This is a genomic window from Mesorhizobium ciceri biovar biserrulae (assembly GCF_001618845.1).
In the GTDB taxonomy this organism is placed as follows: domain Bacteria; phylum Pseudomonadota; class Alphaproteobacteria; order Rhizobiales; family Rhizobiaceae; genus Mesorhizobium; species Mesorhizobium ciceri.
In genome coordinates this window covers 35558-62337 of sequence record NZ_CP015065.1, presented here as the reverse complement: position 1 = coordinate 62337, position 26780 = coordinate 35558, and the positions used below count along the sequence as shown (strand labels likewise).

Sequence of the window (26780 nt, the reverse complement as noted above, 5' to 3'; positions counted from 1 at the left end):
CGTACGCTAAGGGCGAACGGATCATGAACTCTTCTGTAGTGCTGCTATGCAGCATCCGATCCCTGTGGATTGCCCTCGCAGGGCACCAGTTTTGATTTCTTCGCCTGACCGACTCGACGACGCTCCCGGCACATTGGTCGTGGATGGAGTTGGGCGATGGGTAAACGGAGGCTTCTCAAGGTTCAGGATCGACAGAGACTTTTCGATATACCAACCGATGAGGACGGCCTCATCCGACACTATTCGTTGTCGTCGGCTGACAGGCTTGAGATTGGACTTCGCAGACGGGAACACAATCAGCTCGGATTTGCCGTTCAGCTCTGCCTGATGCGATATCCAGGCCGGGTGTTATCGACCGACTAAACTCCGCCTCGCGCAATGCTAAAGTACGTTGCTGAGCAGATTGGCGCCGACGCTGGAAAGTTTGCGCTCTATGCACGCCGTGAAGAAACGCGTCGCGATCACATTGCTCGCTTGATGGTTTATCTGGCCGCGCGGAGCGCGACGGGGCAAGACCGTAGAGCTGCGCTGCTGGCTGCAATTCAAGCGGCCACGACGTCCGACGACGGTGGCGCGATAGCGAGTGCCACTGTCGCCATGTTTCGTGAACGCGGATCTCTTTTGCCAGCGATCGACACGATCGAACGGATCGGTCTTGCCGCCCGCGCCATTGCCCGTCGGCGGGCGGAGAGAGCGCTGATCGAAGAAATTTCGGTCGATACACTTCAATCATTGGATAGGCTGTTGGAGGTTGAGCCGGCCATTGGCCAAACGCGCTTTCATTGGCTGCGATCAGCGCCGGATGCGCCAGGTGCTTCAAACTTGGTCGGGCTGACCGAACGGATCGCCTTCCTGCGCAAGCTAGAAATCGATCCGAAATTGCAGATGCGTATATCATCTGGACGGTGGGATCAGATGATCCGTGAGGGCAACGCCACACCGGCATGGCTGGCCAACGACTTCAATGCCAGCCGTCGACACGCGCTGATCGTGGCGCAGATTATCAAGCTCGGCCAGAAGCTCACTGACGATGCAGTGTCGATGTTCATCAAGTTGATAGGCCGGCTGTTCTCGCAAGCCAATAACCGCAAGAAGCAGCGGCACATGGACTGCAGGCCGGATACGGCCAAAGCGCTACGCATGTTCCTGGACACGATCACAGCCCTGCAGTCCGCGAACGATTATGGCCGCAACGCATTGGAGGTTCTCGATCAAGAAGTTGGATGGCACCGGTTGCTTCGGATGAAGCCTGAGCTTGAGTCGATGGTCGAGGACAACGAGGCGTCGCCTTTGACCTTGGCGGCCGAGCAATATGCGACCGTCAACAAGTACGCCGGTGCGTTCCTGCAGGCGTTCACATTCCGCTCAGCGCGCCGCCATGACCCCCTTCTTGCGGCGATTTCGCTGCTGAAACGGCTCTATGCCGAGAAGCGGCGGAGCCTTCCGGATCGCGTCCCGGTCACCCACCTCAGCCAAGCTGATCGACGGCTAATCCTCGGGCAGGAGAAGCCCGATCGCCGTCTCTATGAGATTGCTACGCTCGCCGCTTTGCGAGACCGCCTTAGATCCGCGGACATTTGGGTCGACGGCAGCCGATCTTTCCGACCGATCGACGAGCACCTGATGCCGCTGCCAACGTTCACAATCCTGAAAGATGAAGGTCGCCTCGGACTTGGTGTCCAAGAGGACGGTGCGGCGTGGCTTACCGAAGCGCGGCAGATGCTCGACTTCAACCTGAAGCGCCTGGCGCACAGGGCACGATCCGGGAAGCTCGACGGTGTTCGTCTCGAAGGTGGAACGCTTATCGTCACGCCGGCAGCTGGCGAAGTTCCCGCAGCAGCCGAGGACCTGAATGCCGAGATCAGCGAGCTCTATCCGTTGGTCGAGGTGCCAGATCTCTTGAGGGAGGTGCATGAATGGACCGGCTTTGCGGATTGCTTCACCCATGTTCGCACGGGTGACACTCCGAGGAATGTCTCGGCCATGCTGGCTGGCGTACTGGCCGATGCAACCAACCTTGGTCCGAAACGGATGGCCAGCGCGTCCAAAGGCATCAGCGCTCACCAGATCAGTTGGATGCGCACCTTCCATGCGCGGTCAGAAACCTACCGTGCGGCCCAGGCCTGCGTGACGGACGCACACACCCGCCATCCGCATTCTCGTCTTTGGGGCAATGGCACGACGTCATCATCTGATGGCCAATTCTTCCGAGCAAGCGACCGAGCCGCAAAGCGCGGAGATATCAATCTGCATTACGGCAGTGAGCCCGGATCGAAGTTCTACAGCCATCTGTCAGACCAGTACGGCTACTTCAGCATCTTGCCCATCAGCCCGACCGAAAGCGAGGCTGCCTTTGTGCTCGACGGACTATTCGATCAGGACACGATCCTCGACATCCAGGAACACTTTACCGATACAGGCGGCGCGAGCGATCACGTCTTTGGGCTATTCGCTCTGATCGGAAAGCGGTTCGCACCGCGACTGCGCAATCTCAAAGATCGGAAGTTCCACACGTTCGAGAAAGGCGATGCATACCCGGCGCTGTCGAACCACATCGGAGCGCCAATCAACACCACCCTGATCCTCGATCACTGGGACGATCTGCTTCATCTGGCGGCATCGCTAACCACCCGTGCCGTCGTGCCCTCGACGATCTTGAAGAAGCTCTCGGCATCACCGAAGGAAAGCCAACTGGCCAAGGCTCTTCGGGAACTCGGCCGCATCGAGCGGTCGCTTTTCATGATTGAATGGTACTCGAGCTCGACACTGCGCCGGCGCTGCCAAGCCGGCCTCAACAAGGGGGAGGCAGCGCACAAACTCAAACGCGCAGTCTTCTTTCATGAGCGTGGCGAGCTCCGCGACCGGTCGTTCGAAAGTCAGGCATTCCGCGCATCGGGCCTCAATCTTGTCGTCAGCGCGATCGTCCACTGGAACACGGTCTATCTCGACCGCGCGGTCACAGAGCTCAAACGAGCGGGAAGGAACATCTCAGATACGCTATTGAAGCATATCTCGCCGCTGAGTTGGGAGCACATCAACCTGACAGGTATCTACACTTGGGACAGCGAGCAACATCTCCCGGAAGGCTTCAGGTCGCTTCGCCTCCCGGCAGGGCTACGCCGTGCCGCATAACGTTCCTGCTCCGTTCGACCTTAGCGTACGATTTCGCACTGCTCTTGTTCCGACCCCAGGTAAACGGCTTCGACGCCGGGCCGATTGAAGCGCCCGCCATCGATCGCCGCGCCCCCACCACTGGTGGGCAGGAAGGCCCATTTGGGTGTCAGATAGCGATGGAAGATCTCGTCCGGCCCGACGCGGGTGACCTTCACCCGCGCGCCCCGTTCTCGAGATCCCGGATGAAGGCCAGCACTGCTTCGACCTGGCCGCCCGCGACGAGTTCGGCCGCCGTGCGATGGCCATAGTCGGCGATCGGCTCATTGCGATACCAGTAGATCGCCTTGTCGACGTCGCCGGTGAGTTCCGTTGCGGCCGAAATCACCTTCACCATCTCGCGCATCCGACCCTGCAGTCGCTCCGACGACGGGTTACGGAGCGTGTTGCGGTGGACGCCGGTCAACTGCGCCAAGTTGGCCACCTTCACGCCCAGCGCCTGCGACAGGCGCTTCGGCGAGATATAAGGCGTGCGCGGCTCCTGCAGGCTGTCGACAAAACCTGAGACCACTTTCGATTGTGCGAGCTGTGCGTGGGTCATGACAAATCTCCGACCTCTCTCTTACGCACAATATATGCACATTCCTAGGCATAGCAAGTGAACAGAGCCCGACGCCATTTCCAGCGCACTGCTTGTGCTTCCCCATCCTCGTAGCGGATGATAGCTAGCTGTGAGCTAGCGGCAGCAATGCGCCTCATTACCGCCGTACAAGCCAACATCGATATAGACCGAAAGCGGACGTGGGAAATCAGCAGCTCTCAAGGCGCACCGGCGCGCTGCTTGATGGTCGATTCAAGCCCGGCGTCATCCTTTTGAAAGCGGCAAGGTTGGAAGCCCAAGCTCGCGCAAGAATGTGTTGTGCTTCGCTGTCGCTGCGCGAAACTGCTTCTCGATGTCGACCAAGTCTTCATTGGCGGCTATTAGATCGATTTCGAGCTCATCCTCAGCCGTTCTGATGTAGCGGGAAATATTGAGGTTGTGACCCTCGTCGGCGATACGATCGATGCTGACGCGCTTGGAATAGCGGTCCTCCTCCTTACGGAACTTGTAGGTTTCGATGATCTTGCCGATATGGTCCGTTGTCCCGTTCTTGCCATCCCCTAATTTGTTCTGACGCTTGTCCTTCAAAAAGTGCTCGGCTGCGTTGATGAAGAGAACATCGTCGGGCTTCTTACACTTCTTCAGAACAAGGATGCAGACCGGGATACCCGTCGAATAGAACAGGTTGGCGGGCAGTCCGATGACGGCGTCGATGTGACCGTCCTTCAGCAGCTTGGTTCGAATGCGCTCTTCCGCCCCACCTCTGAACAGCACCCCGTGGGGGAGGATGATGGCCATTACGCCTTCATCCTTCAGGTAGTGGAAACCGTGCAACAGGAAGGCAAAGTCCGCGGCCGACTTGGGCGCCAGCCCATAGTTCTTGAACCGCACATCGTCGCCCATCGCCTCAGTCGGATCCCAGCGCAAACTGAAGGGCGGGTTGGCCACAAATGGCATCGAAGGAAGGCTCCTTTGCAGGATTCAATTCGCGCAGGATGTCCCAGTCATTGGAAAGCGTATCGCCGTGGTAGATCTCGAATTCAGTGTCCTTCACGCCATGCAACAGCATGCTCATGCGCGCGAGGTTGTAGGTGGTGATGTTCTTTTCCTGCCCGTAGATTCTGCCGATGCCGTGCGGCCCCATGCGCTTGCGCACGTTCAGCAGCAGCGAGCCGGAGCCGCACGCGAAGTCGAGGCGCAGATCACCCGGTCTCTCTGGAGCGAATATTCGCCAAACCGGAAGCCGCCGGCAGAGCCAGCTCGTGGCGTTGTTGAAAGGTGCGTAGGCATTGTGCGGACAGAGCTCTGACGGGTGGCGTCAGCTCTGCCTGCCACTATTTTCACCTTGGTCGATAATTAGCACAACAGAATATGTGGCCAGCCGGCAACAAGCCGGCCAGCAATCTATTGCTTACCCACAAACCGACGAACAGTCGTCATATGACGACTGTTCGGTCCACGGCCTTGGCCGCAGTCTCCGCCGCATTCGAGAATTCGACGGGAACTGAGCGTGATGGCAAGAATGATCGGGCACAGGCAGGCTGTTCTTTCGCCTTCGATTCCGGGAAAGGCTTCCACGAATTCGGCTTTGCGGTGGAAGCTGCGTTCTCAAGTGAGCCGGCTTGCACTGCGATCCGCTGTTGGCGTTGCCGCAGCTGCGGGCGCGACCCTGCTGGCACCGGGACAGGCCTGGTCGGCTTGCTTCGTTGTTGGCGCCACGATCCAATGCGACAATACCACCACCATCGACACGACGTATCCTGATAACCCGCCCAATGACCGAGCTTACTCTGGTGCCATCGCAACACCGATCATCCTCAACATCGATGCAGGAACGACGGTAAGCGGCAATGGCCTCGCAGTTTCCAACACTGGCGCCGGTGGTCTCAACGTCACCAACAATGGTACGATCAGCATTGATGCCGGCAACATTCCAACAGCTGGCGGCACCGCGGCGCTCTCGCTCTCGGCAGCCGGCGGCGTGATCACCTACACGGGTGGGAGCATCATCAACAACGGCACCGGCAATGCCTTCGATGCGGCGCAGACGGGAGGTGCCGGTTCGGTCGACATCAACATCGCCGCAGGTGTCTCTGCGGCAACAGGCGAAGGCATCACCGTCCGCGACGTAGCGACCAGCACCGGCGTTTCGGTCAAGACCAACAATGTCAGCGCGCTGGCGTTTGGCAAGGACGCGATCGATGCGCAGAGCCAGTCGCTGACCGGCAACATCGCGGTGACCGCCCATGGCGACCTTCAGGCGGGTAACGCCGGTTTGGTGGCGGTGATCGTTCCAGGTGCGGCAACCGGCAATATCGAGGTGACCACCAATGGGTCGATTGACGCCCGGTTCGGCATCGACGCCGAGAATCTCGGCACGGGCAGGACGACGGTGGTCGCAGGGGGTCCAATTGCCGCGACCACCGGCAACGGCATCTTTGCCGCATCGGTCGGCAGCCATGTAATAGTGGCAGCGCGCGATGTCACCGCCACCGGCAACACGGCGATCGTAGCCTGGCACGCCGGAGCTGGCGCGGGCGCGGTTGACATGAGCGCGAACAATGTCTCCGGCACGACGGGCATCGTGGCCACCAACAATGGCACGGGCACGGTTGGCGTCACTGCCACCGGCACGATCACCGGCACCCTCGCCGAGGGTATTGTGGCGACCGGTAACAATGCAGTGAGCGTAAGCGTCCTCGAGGCAGTGACCGGGGCGACCAACGGCCTGACCCTGATCGGCGGGACCGGCGGCGGCGGCGACATCTCGGTGACCGGCGTCGGCGGCTTCGTTGGCGGGACCGGCGACGCGGCGAACATCCTCAACAACGGCGCCGGCACCCTCACGGTCGACATTGCGGGCGCGAGCAACTCCGCCGGTGGCCATGGCATTTACGTTCGCGATACAGCGCTTGGCGGCGACATTGGCGTCACCACGGGTGCTGTGACCGCACTGGCGCTCGGCAAAGATGCGATCGATGCGCAGAGCCAGTCGCTGACCGGCAACATCGCGGTGACCGCCAATGGCGACCTTCAGGCGGGTAACGCCGGTTTGGTGGCGGTGATCGTTCCAGGTGCGGCAACCGGCAATATCGAGGTGACCACCAACGGGTCGATTGACGCCCGGTTCGGCATCGACGCCGAGAATCTCGGCACGGGCAGGACGACGGTGGTCGCAGGGGGTCCAATTGCCGCGACCACCGGCAACGGCATCTTTGCCGCATCGGTCGGCAGCCATGTAATAGTGGCAGCGCGCGATGTCACCGCCACCGGCAACACGGCGATCGTAGCCTGGCACGCCGGAGCTGGCGCGGGCGCGGTTGACATGAGCGCGAACAATGTCTCCGGCACGACGGGCATCGTGGCCACCAACAATGGCACGGGCACGGTTGGCGTCACTGCCACCGGCACGATCACCGGCACCCTCGCCGAGGGTATTGTGGCGACCGGTAACAATGCAGTGAGCGTAAGCGTCCTCGAGGCAGTGACCGGGGCGACCAACGGCCTGACCCTGATCGGCGGGACCGGCGGCGGCGGCGACATCTCGGTGACCGGCGTCGGCGGCTTCGTCGGCGGGACCGGCGACGCGGCGAACATCCTCAACAACGGCGCCGGCACCCTCACGGTCGACATTGCGGGCGCGAGCAACTCCACCGGCGGCCATGGCATCTACGTTCGCGATACAGCCCTTGGCGGCGACATTGGCGTCACCACAGGTGCCGTGAGCGCGCTGGCCGGAACCGCAATCGACGTGCAGACCCGGTCGGAGACCAGCAATCTCGACGTGACGGCCAACGGCGCAATCGATGGCCGCAGCGGGATTTCCGCCGTAAACTTGGGCGGGGGCACGCTCACGGTGACGGCGGCTGGTCCGGTCACCGCGACTGGCGGCGGCAGTGGCGGCATCTTTGCGCAGGGCAGTGGCGGCAATATCAAGGTGACTGCGGGCGACGTCACCGCCACCGGGTTTGCAGGCATCACCGCCCAAATGGTCTTCGCAGCGACTGCGGCCACGGTCGATGTGACCACAGGCAATGTCTCTGGCACGAGGGGCATCGCCGCGACCACTGGCGGCACGGGCGCGATCACCGTCACCACGGCCGGCATGATCACCGGCACCCTCTCCGAGGGCATTCTGGCGGCCGGCGGCGGCGCAGTGACAGTGAATGCCGCCAACACGGTGACCGGCGCGACCGATGGCCTGGAGCTGATCGCCGGCACCGGCGGCGCTGGCGATATCTTGGTCACCGGCGCCGGCGGTTTCGCCGGCGGCAGCGGCGATGCAGCCAACATCCTCAACAATGGTTCCGGCACGGTCAGCGTCAACATCTCAGGCGCCAGCAGCTCGATGGCAGGCAAAGGCATTGTGGTGCGCGATACCGCCGCAGGCGGCGCCATCACTGTCACCACCGGCGCGGTAACGGCGCTGGCCGGCAGCAAGGACGCCATCGATATCCAGGCGCAGTCGACGACCGGCAATGTCACGGCGCTGGCGAACGGCGACATTAAGTCGGGCAATGCCGGCATCGTCACCGCGATCTTCCCAGCTGCCGCAACTGGCAACATCAACGTGACGGCCAATGGTGCCATCGGCGCACGATTCGGCGTCGACGCGGAGAACTTAGGCTCCGGCTCGACGACGGTGAAGACGGTCGGTCCGGTAACCGCGACGTCGGGCAATGGTGTCTACGCGCGCACCACCGGCGGCAGTGTGTTGGTGAACGCCGGCGCGGTGTCCTCAACGGGCAATACGGCGATCATCGCGCGTCAGACCAACGCGGCGGGCGCCGGCACAGTTGGTGTGACGACCACCGGCGCGGTGTCGGGCCTGACCGGCATCGAAGCGACCAATAGCGGCACCGGCACGGTCACGGTGACTGCCAACAGCGCGGTCACCGGCACTGCCGCCGAAGGCATCAAGGCAACCGGCGCCGGCGTGGTGAACGTCAATGTTGCCGGCACGGCCAGCGGCGTAGCGCGCGGTGTGACGGTGACGGGTTCCAGCGGCACCATCACCAATACGTCGGTTGGTACGATCCGCAACAGCTCCGGGCTGCTGACCGACTCAGCGCTCGTGGCCACCGGCGGGCCGTTCGTCCTTGCCAACGCAGGTTTCATCACCGGTACGGTGACCTTTGGCGCTGCTGCTGACACATTCAACAACAACGGCACTTGGCGCGCGGCAGGCGGCACCAGCGATTTCGGCGGCGGCGGCGACACGATGACCAATGGTCCCGGGAGCATCGTCGATGCTGCCGGAGTGGGCGGTATCGCGACAACCAACTTCACCAACCTGGCGATGTTCGTGAATCAAGGCCGCACGACGGTGGTCAACGGCTTCGCCGGCGATGTGCTCAACACGAGCGGCAATGCGCAGTTCGATGGAAGCTCGATCTATGCGGTCGATATCGGGGGCCTCAATCAATCGGACAAGTTTGTCTCGACTGGCACGACGACGCTGGCTGCCGGTTCCACTCTTGAAGTCCATATGGTGGGCAACCTGCAAGTCGGCGCGCAATACAAGGTGCTCACCGCCGACGGCGGCTTGACCGGCGAATTCGGTTCGGTGACCGGCGTCACCAATACCGCATTCCTGTCGGTGACCGACACCTACGACGCCAACAACGCCTATCTCGACGTGGCCAAGGTGCGTGACTTCGCCGATGCCGGGCTGACGCCGAACCAGATCGCCACGGGCGAAGGGCTGGACAGCCTGACTAGCGGGGCTGTGTTCGGCGCCGTCGCCGGGTTGGCCACCGATGCCGAGGCACGCGCTGCCTTCGACCAGCTGTCAGGCGAGATCCACGCCTCGGCTAAGGGCATGCTGGTCGAGGACAGCCGCTTCGTCCGTGATGCGGCGACGTCGCGCATTCGTGCCGCTTTCGGCGATGGCAGCACTGCTGCCCTGCCGGTGATGGCCTATGGCGAAGGCGGACCGGAAATGGTCGCCGCCGACACCGATCGCTTTGCCGTCTGGGGTCAGGCTTTCGGGTCCTGGGGCAACACCGACAGCGACGGCAACGCCGCCGCTTTCGATCGTTCGACGGGGGGCCTGCTGGCGGGCGCCGACACGCTGGTGGGCGGCTGGCGTGTCGGTCTGCTTGGCGGTTACAGCCATGCGAACTTCGATGCCGATGATCGCAGCTCCAGGGGCGACGCCGACAACTACCATCTCGGTCTCTATGGCGGCACCAACTGGGGCGCCATCGCTTTCCGAACCGGTGCGGCCTACAGCTGGAGCAGCCTGTCGACAAAACGCTCGGTCGCCTTCAACGGATTTGCCGATCAACTTTCGGCCGACTATGACGCCGGCACCGCGCAGATCTTCGGCGAACTTGCCTACAAGGTCGGTAGCAGCGGGCCCGATGCCGAGGGCTTCAAGTTCGAGCCCTTCGTCAATCTCGCCTATGTCAGCGTGCACACCGACGGCTTTACCGAAAAGGGCGGCGCGGCAGCGTTGACCAGCGCGGGTTCCACCACCGACGCCACCTTCACCACGCTCGGCCTGCGCGGCTCGACCGGTTTTGCGCTCGGCAACATCAATGCGACAGCGCGCGGCATGCTCGGCTGGCGGCACGCTTTCGGCGATACCACGCCGCTGTCGACGGTCGCCTTTGCCGGCAGCGGTGCCTTCACCATCGCCGGCGTGCCGATCGCCACGGACAGCGCCGTGATCGAGGCCGGAATCGACCTCAAAATGTCGGCCAATGCGACGCTCGCCCTGTCCTATTCCGGACAGTTCGGCGGTGGCGCTGTCGACAATGGCGCTAAGCTCGATCTCGCGGTGAAATTCTGACGGCGAGAGGTGGCGATCATCAGGAAGCGCCGTCACCTTGGTTGCAAGATTAGCCAGAGACTGATGGAGGCAGCATGGTCAAGTTGATGGGCGATTTCCACACGAAGCATGAAAGCGGCTTTACGCCAACAGAGGGGTGTAAACTGCCGTTCGACGCGGACATTCTGGAAGGTGAGGCCAAGGCGCGAAAGCAATTGCTTGGCCATCAGAACGCTTTCCTTTCCAAGCCCAAACGGTCCGCCAAAGACGTCGACCATCTGATCGAACAGATAGTCGCGTTCGACAAGATCCTGTCCGGGCACTATTGGCGAGAATATCGAACGGATCTGATCGCGCGGAACGTGCGTTCGGCGGTTGGCAAAGCAGGATCCATGCTTGATCTGGGCAAGTTGTCGCCACGACTGGCGACCAGCACAGTCATGATACCGCGCCTCAAATTGCCGGACTTCGACCCCGTTCCTTTTGGTCCGGTCGAACGGGGGGAGCGACAGATCATCGACCTGAGCTCGGTGGCTCGAGGAACCTACTTCGACAAGTGGTTCAACTACAATGGGCGCTGGACGCTCACCCAACTCTTCGATCACGCCGTGACTGATCCGGTACCCCTGTCAATGGATTTCGTCAGCGCCAACAATTTGGACCCATACGATGCGGATGGCCTGTGGGCTGCGAGCGAAACCGGCGTCTGGTTCACCTATGTGCCTGATATCGACGGCTACGTAACGCTTTTCTGGCTATCGGACCCACTTACCTATCGCCTGTTCACACAATACTCTCCGCGCGACGCGGACGGTTGGGCGAATGGTTGGCTCTCGGTGGAAGGGGTTGTCGGCATCTGGACACAAAATTCATTCGCAGGGCGCGACTATGTCGAGATAGCGAGCAGCAACGGCAATGCGCATGACACGCTGCAGGCAACCGGCGTCCTTTTCATTCACAACAGCACATACCCCGTCCAAGCCGGGAAACCGGTCAATGTGCTGATCGGAACGCGGTCGAACATATTTGGTGTCTGCGACGGAACTGGGATTAATTTCGGAGCGGGCGTTGTCGCGCGGATTGACCAGCCCATCTCCGTCTTCACACGAGCGGACCGGGAGCCATATTCGCCGTTCTATTAAACCGCGCAGGCGAGCCGATCTTCGGGGACTGGAGATCGTCGGGAGTGCGTCGCTAATCGCCGATGGCGCGAGTGCGGCCCGGTCGTCGCTTGCCGTCCTAGCAAATTGCAGTGAGCGCGACCCTGTCCGGTCCACCTGCAGCACCGATCGTCAGACGTACCGCCCCAACGGTGAACGCCCGAGAGCTGAAATCGCGAATGCCGACGATTGGACTGTCACGTCCTAGTCTAGTCTAGACCGCTACATGTTTTAGCCCTTCAAAGACCCAAGCGCGGCGAAGCCGAGCGCCACCAGGGCACCTCCCAGGACGATATCCGCATGCTTTCGGAAACGTCTGTAGAACCGCTGTGTTACAGGTTGGGAAATGCAAAGGCCAAGAAGACCAAACCAGGCGATCGCAATGGCAAACACCAATGCGACCACGGTTAGGTAAGTCGCCCCGCGGAGATTTAAGTTCAGCGTTGAAGAGGCGAAAAATATTGCAGTTGCGGGATTTGCCACCGCAGTGACAAAACCCAGCCGGAAGTGCCGAACGTTTGCGACCGGTTTCGGCTCATCCGGTCCCGTCTTGATCGACCAAGCTCGCCGCATCGAGTTCCATCCAATGAGGACCAGCAGTGCGCCGTAGAGGCTGGCGGCTATCTGATGCGCGATGCCCTCGTGCGGCAATGAACCGACCCCCGTCGCGACGACGGCCGCCAGCGAACTTGCGCCAAGGGCGATACCGGCGGCAGCGGAAAGCGCCGTAGCACGCGACGCGGTCAGCCCGGCCTGCGCAACGACGGCAAAATTGGCACCCGGCAGCATTGCCACGAGCGTATAGGAAACGGCAAACGGAAATAATCCGGCCGCGACAACGTATCCGGTTTCCATCATTGATTGGCCCCGCATCATCAACGACCTGCCCTACTTCATGGCTGGCCACTGCAAACCTACCCAAAATCTGGCCGAAAGACGCGGCCCCGAACAATCGGCAAATGCCGACTGTTAGATTTTTTGTTCGGGAATTACCGGCCACGGCCGCTGAGCGGCTCGGTACTTTTGAGCAGCGCGACCAGTTCGCTCTGCTGCCGGGTCCGGGTCTTGGAGAAAATCCGTTCGAGATAGGTGCGGCAGGTCTTCACCGTAATGTGGGAAAGGGCCGCGGCTTCCTTTAGAGACCGCCCCGATGCCAATGCCGTTGCAAGCCTCGCTTCGGCGGGTGTCAGGTCAAACAGGCTGCGAACATGTAGCTCGAAGCCATCGGGAGTGCGCCGGGCGACCTCCGTCACCATGATCACCGCGCAGCGCTCCGACGCCAGGCCATAGGCGCGGGCATCGACGAACGGTGCGACTGACAACACCAGCCGCGTCAGATCAGATCGCTTGTGATCCGATGGCACGATCAGCGTTCCTCCGGTGCCTGGCATGGCGCCGTTCCGCAACGAGCAGGCATCGGCAACCAGCCGTTGAAGCTCCTGCGCATCTCCGGCATTGGAGGCGACTACCACACCGTGCTTCAGCGCCAGCGGACTGTCGGGCCGCGCCAGCATCGCCTCGGCGGCCTCGTTCATCTGCACGATCCGCTGATGGCCGTTGATCAGAAACACGCCGAAGGGCAGATGCGAAAAAGCCGATGCCAGCGCTGACGTATTCTCCAGCCGCCGGCCGATCTGCCCGGCGCGCAGCATGTGCGGCACGATCTTTTGCAACAGCTGGACGTCGTCGCCACCGAACGCTTCCTGCCTCAAACCGCGATGAATATCAAAAAACCAATAGGAGCCGTTGGCGGCCAGAAGATTACAGGCAAGCCCGTGATACATGTCACGCGGCCTGTACCAGTCTTGCCAGAGTTCACGGCGGCGGAAGCCGGCGCCCCCTTCCGTTACCAGCGTGCGGTCATAGACTTTGCCCACAGGCAGGGCGGCCGCGACTACGCTGATGGGATCGCGCATGTGCGCAGCGGTTACTTCGGACGAAACGAACTCGGGATCATAAACTGTTGAAACTGCGTTGCTCGTCGTTGGATCGAGCCGCACAATGCAGGAGCGCGAGCCGCCAAGGAGATCGCGCAGACCAGTCACTGCTTCGAGCCAGCGTTCCTGATCGTAGGCAGCCTCGTAGATCTGGCCGACCACGGCGGACACCGCTTCCAGGTTTGCGTCAGCCATTGGCCTCGAAATCCTTAGCACGCTCGCTGTGCATGAGCCGGCTACCCGCCGCGCCCGCTAAGCGGTTCGGTGCTCTTGAGCAGCGCAACCAGTTCGCTCTGCTGCCGGGTGCGGGTCTTGGAGAAGATACGTTCGAGATAGGTGCGGCAGGTCTTCACGGTGATGCTCGAGCTTGCCGCGGCTTCCTTCAGCGTCCGCCCGGATGCCAATGTCGCTGCGAGCCGGGCTTCGGCCGGCGTCAGGTCGAACAGGCTGCGGACATGCGTCTCGAAGCCATCGGGGATGCGCCGGGCGACCTCGGTGACCATGATCACCGCGCACCGTTCCGAGGCCAAACCGTAGGCGCGGGCGTCGACGAAGGGCGCAACCGACAGCACCAGCGGCGTCAGGTCGGAGCGCTTGTGATCCGACGGCACCATCAGCGTTCCGCCGGGTCCGGGCATGGCTCCGTCCGGCAGCGAGCAGGCATCCGCGACCAATTGTTGAAGCTCCTGCGCATCCCGGGGATTGGAGGCGACGATCGTGCCGCCATTCAGCCTCAGCGGGCTGTCAGGCCGCGCCAGCATTGCCTCGGCGGCCTCGTTCATCTGAACGATCCGCTGGTGGCCGTTGACCAGGAACACGCCGAAGGGCAGGTGGGAGAAAGCCGATGCCAACGCCGAGGTGTTCTCCAGCCGCCGGCCGATCTGCCCGGCGCGCAACATATGCGGCACGATCTTCTGCAACAGGTCGATGTCGTCGGCACCGAACGCGTCCTGCCTGGAGCCGCGGTGAATATCGAAAAACCAATAGGAGCCGTTGGATGCGAGAAGATTCGAGGCGAGCCCATGATGCATGTCGCGCGGCCTCATCCAGTCCTGCCAAAGCTCACGGCGGCGGAAGTCGGCGCCGTCTTCCGCTATCCGTGCACGGTCATAGATGTTGCCAACCGGCAGCGCAGCCACGACGGTGCTGATGGGATCCCGCATGTGTGCTGCCGCCGCCTCGGGAGTACACAGTCCCGGATCATCGACAGTCCCCACCGCGTTGAACGCCCGCTGATCAAGCCGCGCGATACAGCTTCGCGATGCCTTGAACAGGTCGCGCAGGCCGGTTACCGCACTGAGCCAGCGTTCCTGGTCGTAGGCCGCCTCATAAATCTGGCCGACCGCGGCGGAGACCGCTTCGATGGTGACGTCAGCCATGGGAACTTTCCGATCCTTGGGACGATCAGGTTTCGTGAAGAAGCCTAACACACGGAAGCTCTCGCGCAAGTTGCATTGTCGCTGAAGGCGATGATGTCGCCACCGGGTTCCCCTCATCGATAATTAGCAAAAATGAATATGTGACCATGCGGCAACAACCCGACCCAACAAGGAGGTAGCGGCCTCACAAAGCGAGGAACAGTCGGCATATGACGACTGTTCGCTTCATCGCCTTGTCTGCACTCTCCCGCCACATCGGCAATTTGATCGGGGGTTTTTGGGCGTGGTGGCAAGAATGATCAAGCAGGCGGGCGCGCCGCGCCAACTAGAGACAGCCGCACCGTCGGATGGGAGGCGGTTCCGGCTCGCATCGAGAGACGCGAAAGCGACTGAGCAAGACAGCTCGCGCGGCGGTCCGGTCCTCGTCACCGCTTTGGCCGGCGCGATGGTTTTGGCCATCTCGGTATTTCCAGGGCATGCGTTGGCAGGTGAGTGCGCTGGCGGCCACGACACTGGCCATTCCAACAGCCTCGCCTGCGGCAATGATACCAGTATCCCTATAGGACAGGCACAGACATCTGCTGCCTTCGCCACAGCCGTCGGTCCGCACGCGTATGTGGGAGAACTCGAAGGCTCGGCCGTGGGTTATAATGCGGAGGCAGGGGCGCAGGGCACTGCCCTGGGCGCCTATTCAAAAGCGGGACTTGATATCGGCTTTCTGAGCAGCGGTGGCACGGCCATCGGCATGGGCGCCGAGGCGGGCGTAGCGGCTGATGGGCAGAACGAAGCCACTGCATTGGGTCACAACTCAACCGCCAATGCCTTGAACGCCACCGCGCTGGGCGCGGGGGCAACTGCCAATTTCCTGGCTTCCACCGCGATCGGCCAAGGCGCATCGACAACGCGCGACAACCAGGTCGCCATCGGCACGGGCGGAAACACCTACACGCTGGCCGGCGTCAATTCGCAGGCGAGCAAGGACGCGCAAGGCGCCACGACCTATCTGATGACAACGGACGGCGACGGCAATCTGGCGGCTTCAACATTCGATGTCGCGACCCTCGAGGGCCTGCCGGCACAGGTCGCCCAGAACAGCACCGACATCACCAATCTGAGCACCACGGTAAACAGTCATACAACGCAGATCACCGCTAACACCTCGATCATGAGACGCGCATCACCAACAACACGACGCAGATCGCGGCCAACACCACCGAACTCGCCGATCACGAGACGCGCATCACCAGCAACACCAACACGCTCACCACGCACACCACGCAGATCGCGGATCTCGACACCAGGGTAACGACCAATGCCACCAATATTGCTGCGCTCGACGGCCGCGTTGGCGCGCTTGAATCCGGCTTCCAGGATATTGGCAAGCAGATCAGCGCAAACCGCACGGAAGCCCGTGGCGGTACGGCGCTAGCCCTGGCGACGGCGGGACTGGTTACGATGACAGGCCTGAGAAACTGTCGATCGCTGGCGGCTTTGGTCATTTCAAGGGGCAATCGGGCCTGGCGCTGGGACTTGGCTACAACACCAGTGAGGATTTTCGCCTCAACGCCGCCGTGTCGGCGACAACCAGCCGTGGCGATGTCGGCGTCAGCGTCGGAGCCTCATGGACACTGAACTGACGCGGCCGGCATGAACGGGGTTTTGGGGCTTCAGCAGATCGTGTCTTTTCAGTGGCGGGCGCCCGGTTGGCGGACCTCGGGCGCCCGCGGTTTTTTCGCTGCGTTGGCCGTCGCGCTGATGGTCGTCTCGGTGCCTGTGCAGCCCGCGCATGCGCAAAGCAGAGACAAGCGGGTGATGCAAAAGGCAGCCCATCCCGCCAGCATCGACCGCAACGGCGTGCTGATCCTCACCAGGACAACGCTGCTGGCGCTCGACCAGGCCAACAAGACCGGCAACTACACCGTGCTGCGCGATCTCGGCTCACCGAATTTTCAGGCCAACAGTGCAGCAGCGCTCGGTGACATCTTTGCCAGTCAGCGCAAGCAGGCGCTCGATTTCAGCGCCGTCGCGGTACTCGAACCGCAGCTGACGCTGCTGCCACAGATCGAACCGAACGGTATGCTGCACATAGCGGGGTTTTTCCCATCGGTACCGCTGCAGGTCAATTTCGAGCTGCTGTTCGAACCGGTGAACCGGCAGTGGAAAGTCTACGGTGTGTCGGTCAACCTCACGTCCGGTGGGCCGCAGGCGCCCGACACACCCGCCGCCGAGCCGCCGAAGAGGGCCGTTACAGGCCCGCCGCCGGATGGGCCCTCAATCGCCGTGCAAGCGAAGAAGGGAACCAAAGCGGTCAAGCCGTAGGAACGTGGATGCAGGCGGAGCGCTGTTCATCAATGGAGGCGCAACCGTTACCATCAGCAATGTCGACCTTTCCGGCAACGAGGCCAAGGGCGGCGTGGCCAGCAACATCCATCTTTCGTTTGGCGGCGGGTCCGGCGGCGCAGGCATGCTTCGGGTGGCAATGACTCGGCAAGCCAGGGCGGCATTGGCGGCTCGCCCAATGGCGGCAACGGCGGGACGATGCTCGCAACGGTCGTCATAACCAATAACGGCTCGATCGGCGGTGGCTTCCGCCTTATTGTACTGGAGGTGGGGCACACCCAGCAGATGCCTTCCCAGATTTGCCGTGCGCAAATCGTCAGTGTCGGCAAGGACTAGGGGACCACCTGCTGTAACTGCCCCGGACTGCGCGAGTTGGTGAGCTAGAAGTCCGCCGATCTTTACGCGGCCGATAAGAAGTATGGCTTTGCCACCAAAATTGCCGCGCGATCCCGTGTTTCGACTATAGATGTACCCACGGGGCAAATGTCCCCACCCCTGTGTCTCACAGGCGTGCCGATTTTCGTCAAGGGCTGGTGGGGCAGGGGACGGGTTTTGGCGAACAAGGCTGTTCACGTGAAAACGATGGATGGCGACTGTCTGCCAAAATTGGCGGAACGCGGACTTCACTGCCCTAACCGGACCATCGGCTTTGCGCCTCATGTCGGCCATAGATGCAGCAGCAATCAAGGTGGCCCTACCGAACTGCCCTGATCGCCGGGTCGGCCGCACCGCCGACCGGGCTGTAGCTTCTTTAGACCTCGGATAGGTTTTGGCGCTATCTATCGGAAAAAAGGAGCCGAAGTCATGATCGAGATCTGGCAGTCACTCCTCGCCAATCTTGCACTGGTCTCCATCCTAGTGGTCGCCTGGGACCTTGTGGCGGACTTCACCGGGCGCCTTTCGAAGCGGATGCAGTCGCTGCTTCTTGGCGTGGTCATGTGCGTGGGCGCGATCATTTCGATGGCGACGGCGTTGTCCGTCTCCGGCTTCGTCGTCGATCTGCGCGCCGCCTTCATTGCTGCGGCCGCGTTCTTCGGCGGATGGCCGGCAATGCTGATCGCCACGGTCGGCTCCATTGCCTATCGCGTCCATCTCGGCGGGCAGGGCGCCAGCGCCGGGGTCATGGGTATCCTCATCACCGCAATCGTCGGTATCGCGTGGCATCACATCGTCGCGGCCCGTTCGCGCACCATGTACGACATATTCGGTCTGGGCGTAACGGTCGCTCTCGCCGGGCTGATCACGCTTCTGGTCATCCCCGCGCAAGCCGTCGCCGGCCTGGTGCAGCAGAGCACGTTCCCGTCGCTCGTGTTCCGCTTCCTCAGCACAATCATCATCGGCGTCCTGCTCGATCGGCAGCAGCGCCGGCGGGAGCTCTTGATGTCCAACATGACCTACCGGGCCATGGTTCGCGAACTGCCCGATTGCCTGAACATAAAGGATGTCGACGGCCGCTTCATCGCCGCCAATCCGGCCACCGCCGAAATGGTTGGCGCCGCTTCAGTCGACGATCTGATCGGCAAGACGGATTTCGATTTCTATCCGAAAGAAGTCGCGGAACGGTTCCGGCAGGATGAGATGGGCGCGCTGGAGGCCGGGCAGACGTTGCGGATCGATCAGCCGGCGCTTTTGCCGGATGGCCGGCAAGGCTGGCTCTACACCCTCAAGGCACCGTTCCGCGACGAGTCCGGCAAGATCGTCGGTGTCATCACCTACAATCGCGACATCACCGAGCAGAAACGCACCGCCCAGCTCAAGAACGATTTCATTTCCACGGTCAGCCATGAGTTGCGCACACCGTTGACCTCTATCCGGGGTTCGCTCGGCCTGATCGCGGCCGGCGTGGCCGGCGAACTGCCGCCCAAGGCCGCCAATCTCGTCAACATCGCCCACACCAATAGCGAAAGGCTGGTTCTTCTCATCAACGACATTCTGGACATGGAGAAGATCGAATCGGGCGTGATCACCTTCAAGATCAAGCAGATGCCTGTCCGCCAGGTCCTGGAGCAGGCCATTGCCGCCAGCTCCAACTACATGGCCGACAGTCGGATCAGGATCGTTCTGGTCGATGATGCCGCGCGCGCCGAGGCCAACATCGATCCGGATCGCCTGCATCAGGTGATGGCGAACCTCCTGTCGAATGCGATCAAGTTCTCGCACACCGATGGGACCGTCACTGTGAAATTCCAGCGTCGTGACCGCGACATGCTGCGCATTTCCGTGGTGGACCAGGGCGCCGGCATCCCGGAGGCTTTCCGCAGCCGTATATTTGGAAAGTTCGAGCAGGCGGACGCCTCCAGCACCCGTAAAATTGGCGGCACCGGCCTGGGCTTGAGCATCGTCAAGTCCATCACCGAAAAGCTCGGGGGCGCCGTTTCCTTCGAAACCGAGGAAGGCCAGGGAACCTCGTTTCACGTCGACCTTCCCGAGGCGCACAGGCAGGCCGACAAGCCGGTTTTGGTCGAGCGCCGGGCGCGCAAGCGCGATGGCCGCCTGCGTGTCCTCATCTGCGAGGACGAGCCCGACATCGCTGCGGTGATCGCGGCACTTCTCGATGCGGAAGGCTTTTCCAGCGACGTCGCGCCCGATATCGACACCGCCAAGGCGCTCCTGAGCTCCCGCGACTACGTAGCGCTGACGCTCGACATCAAGCTGGCGGGGGAATCCGGCATCAAGCTCTTTCACGACTTAAGGGCATCACCGGTGAATTCCGACATTGCGGTCATCGTCATCTCCGCCGTCGCCGACGAGGCCAGGCGCTCGCTGAACGGCAGCGCCGTCGGCATCATCGATTGGCTGGAGAAGCCGGTGGACTCGAAACGGCTTCACGCTGCTCTCGCCAAGATCGTCGGCCGCAGGGTCGAGCCGAGGCCACAGGTCCTGCATGTCGAAGACGACGAGGGCGTGCTTGCGGTTATGTCGGAGGGGCTGGGCTCGGGCGTCTCGATCACATCCGCAAAGACGCTGCAGGAAGCTCGGCAGGCGGTCGCGAAGCATCGCTTCGATCTGATCATCCTGGACATTGCACTCCCCGACGGATCTGGCCTGGATCTCCTCGTCGATCTGCCGCTGGAGACCGGGGTCATCGTGTTTTCGGCGGCGGAGCTCGACCAGAAACTCGGCGATCGCGTGCAGGCGATCATGACCAAGACCAAGGCGTCGGAGATCGATGTGGCAAAGCTGGTCAGGAGCATGTTGGTTACGTCCCGAACCCGGCTTGCCGCGAACGCCAAGGAGTGATGCTGATGCGCGCAAGGATCCTCTATGTGGATGACGAGGACGATATCCGCGAAATCGCCCAGATGTCGCTGGAGCTCGAGCCGGAATTCGAGGTGCGGTCCTGTTCTTCGGGCATGCAGGCACTGGCCGATGCCGCCGAATGGCAACCCGACCTCATTCTGCTCGACGTGATGATGCCGGACATGGATGGGCCGGAGACGCTGAGGCGTCTGGCCGAGGCTGGCGCGACGGCCTCGATACCCGTGGTGTTCATCACCGCGCGCACCCAGACGCATGAGGTCGAACGCTATCTGGCAATGGGCGCGGTAGGGGTGATCGCCAAACCGTTCGACCCGCTTGCGCTTGCCGGTGAAGTCAAAAGATTGCTTCTGTCGCGCGCCTGAGTCGACGATTGACTGGCCGCCGAGCGCGGTCTGGCTGCAGACTGTGCGATGCCGTTCAGGGCTCCTATACCATGTCGCCTTATTCATCTACTGATTGTGCCGAGGGTGCAGGCGCAGCGAATCAGGTTGTCTATAATCGCGGTGGCATCGGCGGACGTCGATGAGAGAGCTGAGAAGAATATTTCTGTCTGCATGAACCGCATTGGCGGATGTCGGTTCATGGGTTGATCACTCCGGGGGGCGACGGAACCGGAGCAAGGCTGGTGAACGGATCGAAGGCAAGAGTTCTGATTTGCGACGACGATCCCTTGTTGATCGAGCTGATGGAATTCAGGCTCAGGGCAAAGGGATATGAGGTCATCAAGGCAGTAGACGGCGCGGAAGCGCTCTTGAAGGCGGAGCATGAGGCGCCGGACATCATCGTGCTCGACGCGATGATGCCCAAGGCCGACGGCCTGGAGGTGCTTGCCCGCATCAAAAACGATCCGGCTTTGTCCGATACTCCGGTCGTCATGCTGACCGCCCGCAAGGGCGAAAGGGATATCGTCTCGGCCCTGGAGAAGGGAGCGGACGACTATCTTGTGAAACCATTCATTCCCGAGGAGCTGCTGGCCCGGCTTGCGCGTCTGCTCGCGCGAAAGAGCGGGAAGCGCTGATGCGTCGCGGCCGGCGCGCAGCCCTTGCCGCATGGCTGGTCCTGGCGATCGCTGCGCCCCAGGGCGCGGCGTTGGCGCAGACGGTGGATGAACTTTACGAGTTCGGCGTCAAGGCCAGGCAAGCGCAGCACTTCGAGGAGGCGGCGGATCTTTTCCGGCGAGCCCTGGCGCTCAGGCCCGACAATGCCGACGCCCTGGTGCAACTCGGTTTCGCCGAGCTTGGACGCAACAATCTGCCGGCGGCGCGCGAATCCTTTTCCAAGGCACTGTCCCTTGCCCCGACCTATCGGGACGCCAGCTTCGGCATGGCCGAGGTCGAGTTCCGCTCGGGCAATCCGGACGCCGCCCTGCCGCTCGCCGAAGAGGTGTCGCGTGCCGAGCCCGGCAATGCCGATGCAAGTACCCTTGTTGCCAACATCCGCAAAGCCCAGCGGGCCGGCAGCAGCAAGGCGAAGCCTGCGACCGCGAGGAAGATACCGCGCCCGCCGCGGCCGGATCCCGTCGCCGGCCTGATGGAGGAGGGCCGACGATCGCGGGCTGCGGGACAATTGCCGGAGGCGGAGAATGCGTATCGCCGCGCCCTCCGGCTGGCGCCGAAAAACACTGATATCCTGGTCGCCATCGGTTTGGTGGCTGGCTCCCAGCAGAAATTCGACCATGCCGGGCAGTTCTTCGACCAGGCGCTGGCCATTAGGCCCCGCCTTCTCGGTGCCCGCCTCGGCAAGGTGCGCCTGGCGATCTGGCAGGGCGACGTGCCGCGCGCTCGCGCGATGATCGATGATGTGCTTGGCACCGCGCCTGACAATGTCGAGGCGATGGCTCTCGACGCGCGAATTTCCCTGCTCGAGCAGGATTACACGCGGGCCGAGCAGTATTTTCAGCGGGTGCTGGCGGTAGATTCGCACAATGCCGAGGCGCTGGTGGGGATCGGCGACCTGCGCCGGGCGCGTGGCGACGACTTCGCCGCGCGGGAAGCCTACCGCCAAGCGCTCGCCATCGAGCCGGGCTCTGCCGATATCGTGCAAAGGCTGGCTGCGCCGCCGCCGCGCAAATGGCGACTCGATCTGGGCAGCGAAGTCAGCGATCTCACCGAGGGGCTTGGCGACTGGACCGACAGTTCGGTTGGCCTTGCCTATCAACTCACCCCGCAGACAACCATTTCAAGCCACACCCGGATGGCGACCCGCTACGGTCGCACCGATGTTCAGATCGACGGCCGCATCGACCAGGCCTTTTCGCCGACGGTTTCGGCCTATGTGCTGGCAGCGGCGACGCCGGATGCCGATTTCCTGGCCCGATATTCGATCGGCGCCGGCGCTTCGTGGCAGATCATGGCGCCCGCGAAAGCGCTCGGTCCGTTCTCGCTCAACATCGATGCTCGCTATGACAATTTCGTCACCGCCGAGGTCACCACAATCTCGCCCTGGGTGCAGGCCTATGTCCTGGACGGCCGGCTGGGGCTTTCGGCCCGTTGGGTTCACCCAGCCGACGATATCGGCACACGCGCCGATGGCTATGTGCTGCGGGCCGATCTTGCAGTCACCCCGGCCGTCAACGTTTTTGGTGGTTATGCAGATGCCCCCGAGATCTCCGACGGCACGCTGGTGCCGACGCGTACCGTCTTTGGCGGCATCTCCTGGGACGCCACCGATCCGCTGACGCTGCGCGGCAGCCTCGCCCATGAGCAGCGCCCGACATTCGACCGAACCATATTCGGGCTCGGCCTAACCACGCGGTTCTGATCATGTTGTACATCTGGCACTTATCCATCCTGCTCAGTGCCCTTTCCCTGGCGATCATGCTTCTACTGATCGTGCGTCGGGTATTGCAGGAGCGCCGGGGGACGACGGGCGCCGATCAGCGGCGCCTTCTTCTGACGGCGCTGATCGCCTTCACCGAAAATCGCGATCGCGAGGCATTGAAGACGGCGCTGCTTGCGGTGCCGGCGAGGGTGGCGGTCGATGCCGGTTTCGAGTTTATTTCGCTGTTGCGCGGCGAGGAGCACGACGAGCTCCTCTCAGCCTTCAACGAATGTGGCCTGCCGGCGCTTGTCAGTACCCAACTGGAAAAAGGCAACGCCGCCGAACGCATCCACGCGACCGAGATGCTGGCGGCGCTGCGTTCGGAAAACGCAGTGGCAAGCCTGCTTTCGGCACTCGACCGCGACGGATCACGCGAGGTCAGGATCGCCGTCGCGATCGCGCTCTGCGATCTCGGCGCCTTGCCGCCGCTCGTCATAACGCTGCGCAAGATCGGCGTGGCGGGACAGCGCTCGCGACGCCTGATCGAGCTTTTCAGGCGCTTTCCGCCGAAGCGGCTCGGCGAACTTGAGGATTACGCCAGACTTCAGGGCGCGGTGCCTTTCATTAGAGCGGCCGCAATCGATGCACTTGCCCGCAACGGCGGGTTCCGGTTTGGCGACTTCTTTGCCCGCGCGGCCGGCGATCCGTCATCGGAGGTTGCCGCAGCCGCATTGCGGGCACTCGGGCTGACCGGACATCCCAATGCGACGGCCATCCTGACCAAGGCGATGGAAATTGGCGGCTGGAATGTGCGTGCAGACGCTGCCAATGCGGCGGGCCGCCTCGGCTTGTCTGAACTCGCCGCGCCCCTCGCGCAGCTTATGGACGACGAGGCATGGACTGTGCGCTATGCCGCCGCCAACGCGCTCCGCTCGTTCGGCCAGAAGGGAGAGCAGGTGCTGCGCGAGATCGCCACCAGCGAGGTCTCGCGCCGCCAGCGCACCGCCTCGCTGATCCTTGCCGAGGGGCCGGCCGCCTGATGTTCGACTGGAGCCAAGAGATCGTCCTGGGTGCCTCCATCCTGTCCTGGTTCATCATTGGGGCAGGGCTGGCGCAGACGGCGGTATACCTGCTGCAGCTTATTATTGCCGCCTACGCGCTGTCCAAGCGCCCGCCAGTCGCGCGTTCGGCGCTGCTGTGGCGCCGTTATGGGGACGTCGCGCCGCCAATCGCGCTCCTGGTACCCGCCTACAATGAGGAAGTGAACGTAGTCGAGAGCGTGCACTCGATGCTGGCGCTTGAATATCCGAATTTCGAGGTGATCGTCATAAACGACGGCTCGAAGGACCAGACTCTGCAGCGCCTTATCGAAGGCTTCAAGCTTGTGAAATTCCATCGGCCCTATGAGGAGGCCCTGACGCACAAGCCGATCCGCGGTCTCTATTCCTCGCCGATGACCGAACGGCTGTTTGTGGTTGATAAGGAAAATGGCGGCAAGGCCGATGCCCAGAATGCCGGCGTCAACGTCTGCCGCGCGCCGCTGTTTTGCGTGATCGACGGCGATTCCATCCTCGAGCCCGATGCGCTAATGCGTGCCGCGCAGCCCTTCATCGACGATCCAGAGCGCACCATCGCTGTGGGCGGCACGATCCGGATCGCCAACGGGTCCAGGATCGAAGGTGGCAGGGTGCGTGAGGTCCGGCTGCCGAACCGGCTGCTGCCCCTGTTTCAGGTGGTCGAATATCTGCGGGCCTTTCTCATGGCGCGGCTTGCCTGGAGCCGCATCAACACGCTGATGCTGGTGTCCGGCGCCTTCGGCATGTTCCGCCGCGCCGAAGTGGTAGCGGTTGGCGGCTTCACCGGTGGGTCGATGGGTGAGGACCTCGATCTTGTGATCAAGCTGCATCGTCACATGATGGACACCAAACGCAAATACCGCATCCAGTTCATTCCTGAGCCGGTGTGCTGGACCGAAGCGCCCGAGTCACTCCGCGTTCTTGCCAGACAACGCACGCGCTGGCAGCGCGGTGCGCTCGAATGCTTCTTCCGTTACCGCTCCATGCTCTTCAACCCCCGTTATGGGCGTGTTGGCTTCCTCGGCTTTGGTCACATACTGGTTGTTGATGTGCTGGGGCCGATTTCGGAAGTCCTGGGCTATGTGCTCATTCCGACCTTTTGGCTGCTCGGCATCCTTTCGACCGAGTATCTCTTGGCGTTCACATCGCTGGTTTTCACCTACGGCGTTTGCGTGAGCGTGTGTTCGCTGGTCCTCGAAGAAGCCGAGCTTCAGCGTTTTCCGCGCGCGCGGGACCTCGCCGTGCTCACGGCCGTGGCAGTGATCGAGAACTTCGGCTACCGCCAGCTCAACAATTTATGGCGCGTGAAGGGCTGGTGGCAGTATCTACGCGCCGACCAGAGCTGGGGCGAGATGACCAGGACCGGCCTGACTGGACCTAAGAAGTGAGCCCTTTCGGTTAAGTCACTTCAACGTATGCTCGAGCTGTTCGATAAGCCCGTCGAGTGCGGCATGCACGGCCCCGTCATCCGGCTGCTCGATCAGCAGTGTTTCCAGCGCCGATGCCTGTACGCTGATCTCCGCAAACCCGAACGTTCCCGCGGCTCCGGCGAGCGAGTGCGCGGTCGCAATCAGTGAGGCGTTGGAACCCTTCAAAAGGACTGTGTGCCGCGCCGCCTTCAACTCCGCCAGTTGAGCGGCGCACCTGGCCAGGAAACGTTGCCGTAGGGGGGCGAAGGGATCGTTCAAAGTGGGAGGCGCTCTGCGACCAGGTTTCAGAGACATTCAAGCATAGAATTCGGTGGAGTGAAACGAAGGCTCTCTCTTGTCTGCCCTTGCCGGCGAAGAACTCCGCACTCTCAGCGAACGTTCTTGCTTGGGGCAGGCGGCCCGCAAAATAGTCCCCTCCCATCCGAAAGGCCTCCACGGGGCCTGTAGGAACTGGAATAGTGACCGGCTCCCCGTCGAGCTCGTAGAGACGATTCCCTCACGGCGGATGTCGACAAAGAAGTACTGACCTTCCCTGAGTGCAGTGTTCACCTCCCGGCGGGAGTGGACGGTGACGCTGACGGGTGTCTTCATTCACGCATCAGGCGGTCGGCCGCAGACTGCCAATAGCCGGCGAAATCGGTCAGCTTGCGATTGTTCACCATCACCAGCCTTCAGCGCGTCGTCGAACTCCTCAAGCAGCACCTCCACCGTTCTTGTCAGCTCGCGCTGCTTTGGCGGCGGGAGATGGTCGATGCTGGATTTCATAAACGAGGATCTGTCGTCCATCGGGTATGCTTAGCCGAGACCACGCCTCGAATCCACAGACTGCCTCCCCGTGCAGATGCAATTGAAGTATGTGGAGCTTGCTGGCTCATTCGTTCGCCGCTCAGCAGACCGAGGTTGCCGTCGGTTGCAGCGGTACTCAACCGCATGCTGGCGTGCGCACGCCC

The 26780-nt window shown here is 62.2% G+C and carries 18 protein-coding genes and 2 pseudogenes; 12 read left to right on the top strand and 8 right to left on the bottom strand.

The window, feature by feature from the left end; all coding sequences use genetic code 11:
• Nucleotides 1-156: 156 nt before the first annotated feature.
• Nucleotides 157-3132 (top strand): annotated as a pseudogene (locus tag A4R29_RS30175) (Tn3 family transposase).
• A 20-nt stretch (nucleotides 3133-3152) separates the two neighbouring features.
• Here the strand turns inward: A4R29_RS30175 and A4R29_RS34350 are convergent.
• From A4R29_RS34350 to A4R29_RS30165, 3 genes and pseudogenes are all read right to left on the bottom strand, one after another.
• On the bottom strand, nucleotides 3153-3329 hold the full coding sequence (locus A4R29_RS34350) for an RES domain-containing protein (RefSeq protein WP_145923805.1): 177 nt from the start codon (nucleotides 3327-3329) through the stop codon (nucleotides 3153-3155).
• Nucleotides 3326-3712, bottom strand: coding sequence for a hypothetical protein (locus A4R29_RS30170; RefSeq protein ID WP_013525337.1), 387 nt, complete (start codon nucleotides 3710-3712; stop codon nucleotides 3326-3328). Before A4R29_RS30170 ends, A4R29_RS34350 begins: the two co-directional genes overlap by 4 nt.
• A gap of 264 nt (nucleotides 3713-3976) precedes the next feature.
• Nucleotides 3977-4910, bottom strand: a pseudogene (locus A4R29_RS30165) (type I restriction-modification system subunit M); the annotation flags it as partial.
• Between the two features lie 414 nt (nucleotides 4911-5324).
• Between A4R29_RS30165 and A4R29_RS30160 the strand changes: the two are divergent.
• Nucleotides 5325-10508 carry an autotransporter domain-containing protein gene (locus tag A4R29_RS30160; protein WP_244507014.1) on the top strand — a complete coding sequence of 1728 codons (5184 nt, stop codon included), beginning with the start codon at nucleotides 5325-5327 and terminating at the stop codon, nucleotides 10506-10508.
• 74 nt (nucleotides 10509-10582) lie between these two features.
• Nucleotides 10583-11629 (top strand): hypothetical protein, encoded by a 1047-nt coding sequence (locus A4R29_RS30155; protein ID WP_063173860.1) that lies wholly within the window; start codon nucleotides 10583-10585, stop codon nucleotides 11627-11629.
• Nucleotides 11630-11878: 249 nt separating this feature from the next.
• Here the strand turns inward: A4R29_RS30155 and A4R29_RS30150 are convergent, their stop codons facing one another.
• The 3 genes from A4R29_RS30150 to A4R29_RS30140 all read right to left on the bottom strand — a co-directional run bounded on the left by A4R29_RS30150 (nucleotide 11879) and on the right by A4R29_RS30140 (nucleotide 14963).
• Nucleotides 11879-12505 carry a LysE family transporter gene (locus tag A4R29_RS30150; protein ID WP_164778385.1) on the bottom strand — a complete coding sequence of 209 codons (627 nt, stop codon included), beginning with the start codon at nucleotides 12503-12505 and terminating at the stop codon, nucleotides 11879-11881.
• A gap of 131 nt (nucleotides 12506-12636) precedes the next feature.
• Nucleotides 12637-13746: a helix-turn-helix transcriptional regulator gene (locus A4R29_RS30145; protein WP_244507013.1), complete on the bottom strand. Its 1110-nt coding sequence runs from the start codon at nucleotides 13744-13746 to the stop codon at nucleotides 12637-12639.
• 74 nt (nucleotides 13747-13820) lie between these two features.
• Nucleotides 13821-14963 (bottom strand): helix-turn-helix transcriptional regulator, encoded by a 1143-nt coding sequence (locus A4R29_RS30140; RefSeq protein WP_063173859.1) that lies wholly within the window; start codon nucleotides 14961-14963, stop codon nucleotides 13821-13823.
• Nucleotides 14964-15258: 295 nt separating this feature from the next.
• Between A4R29_RS30140 and A4R29_RS33575 the strand changes: the two genes are divergently transcribed.
• From A4R29_RS33575 to A4R29_RS30100, 9 genes are all read left to right on the top strand, one after another.
• Nucleotides 15259-16269, top strand: coding sequence for a hypothetical protein (locus tag A4R29_RS33575; RefSeq protein WP_244507012.1), 1011 nt, complete (start codon nucleotides 15259-15261; stop codon nucleotides 16267-16269).
• Nucleotides 16270-16321: 52 nt separating this feature from the next.
• Nucleotides 16322-16600: a YadA-like family protein gene (locus A4R29_RS35490; RefSeq protein WP_338039910.1), complete on the top strand. Its 279-nt coding sequence runs from the start codon at nucleotides 16322-16324 to the stop codon at nucleotides 16598-16600.
• 10 nt (nucleotides 16601-16610) lie between these two features.
• Nucleotides 16611-17282 (top strand): hypothetical protein, encoded by a 672-nt coding sequence (locus A4R29_RS30130; protein WP_063173857.1) that lies wholly within the window; start codon nucleotides 16611-16613, stop codon nucleotides 17280-17282.
• An 825-nt stretch (nucleotides 17283-18107) separates the two neighbouring features.
• Nucleotides 18108-20543, top strand: coding sequence for a hybrid sensor histidine kinase/response regulator (locus A4R29_RS30125; protein ID WP_063173856.1), 2436 nt, complete (start codon nucleotides 18108-18110; stop codon nucleotides 20541-20543).
• Nucleotides 20544-20548: 5 nt separating this feature from the next.
• Nucleotides 20549-20926, top strand: coding sequence for a response regulator (locus A4R29_RS30120; protein WP_082826795.1), 378 nt, complete (start codon nucleotides 20549-20551; stop codon nucleotides 20924-20926).
• A gap of 263 nt (nucleotides 20927-21189) precedes the next feature.
• Nucleotides 21190-21582, top strand: a complete 393-nt coding sequence (locus tag A4R29_RS30115; protein WP_063174078.1) for a response regulator transcription factor — start codon at nucleotides 21190-21192, stop codon at nucleotides 21580-21582.
• A complete protein-coding gene (locus A4R29_RS30110) occupies nucleotides 21582-23324 on the top strand; it encodes a YaiO family outer membrane beta-barrel protein (RefSeq protein WP_063173855.1) in 1743 nt (580 codons plus the stop codon). The genes A4R29_RS30115 and A4R29_RS30110 overlap by 1 nt, the downstream gene beginning before the upstream one ends.
• 2 nt (nucleotides 23325-23326) lie before the next feature.
• Nucleotides 23327-24364 carry a HEAT repeat domain-containing protein gene (locus A4R29_RS35485; RefSeq protein WP_063170509.1) on the top strand — a complete coding sequence of 346 codons (1038 nt, stop codon included), beginning with the start codon at nucleotides 23327-23329 and terminating at the stop codon, nucleotides 24362-24364.
• A complete protein-coding gene (locus A4R29_RS30100) occupies nucleotides 24364-25788 on the top strand; it encodes a glycosyltransferase family 2 protein (RefSeq protein ID WP_013525350.1) in 1425 nt (474 codons plus the stop codon). The genes A4R29_RS35485 and A4R29_RS30100 overlap by 1 nt, the downstream gene beginning before the upstream one ends.
• Nucleotides 25789-25803: 15 nt before the next feature.
• On the opposite strand, the gene A4R29_RS30095 is transcribed toward A4R29_RS30100, so the two are convergent.
• Both A4R29_RS30095 and A4R29_RS35655 read right to left on the bottom strand, forming a co-directional pair.
• On the bottom strand, nucleotides 25804-26088 hold the full coding sequence (locus A4R29_RS30095) for an Hpt domain-containing protein (protein ID WP_063170508.1): 285 nt from the start codon (nucleotides 26086-26088) through the stop codon (nucleotides 25804-25806).
• A 333-nt stretch (nucleotides 26089-26421) separates the two neighbouring features.
• Nucleotides 26422-26616 carry a hypothetical protein gene (locus tag A4R29_RS35655; protein WP_063170507.1) on the bottom strand — a complete coding sequence of 65 codons (195 nt, stop codon included), beginning with the start codon at nucleotides 26614-26616 and terminating at the stop codon, nucleotides 26422-26424.
• Nucleotides 26617-26780 lie beyond the last annotated feature (164 nt).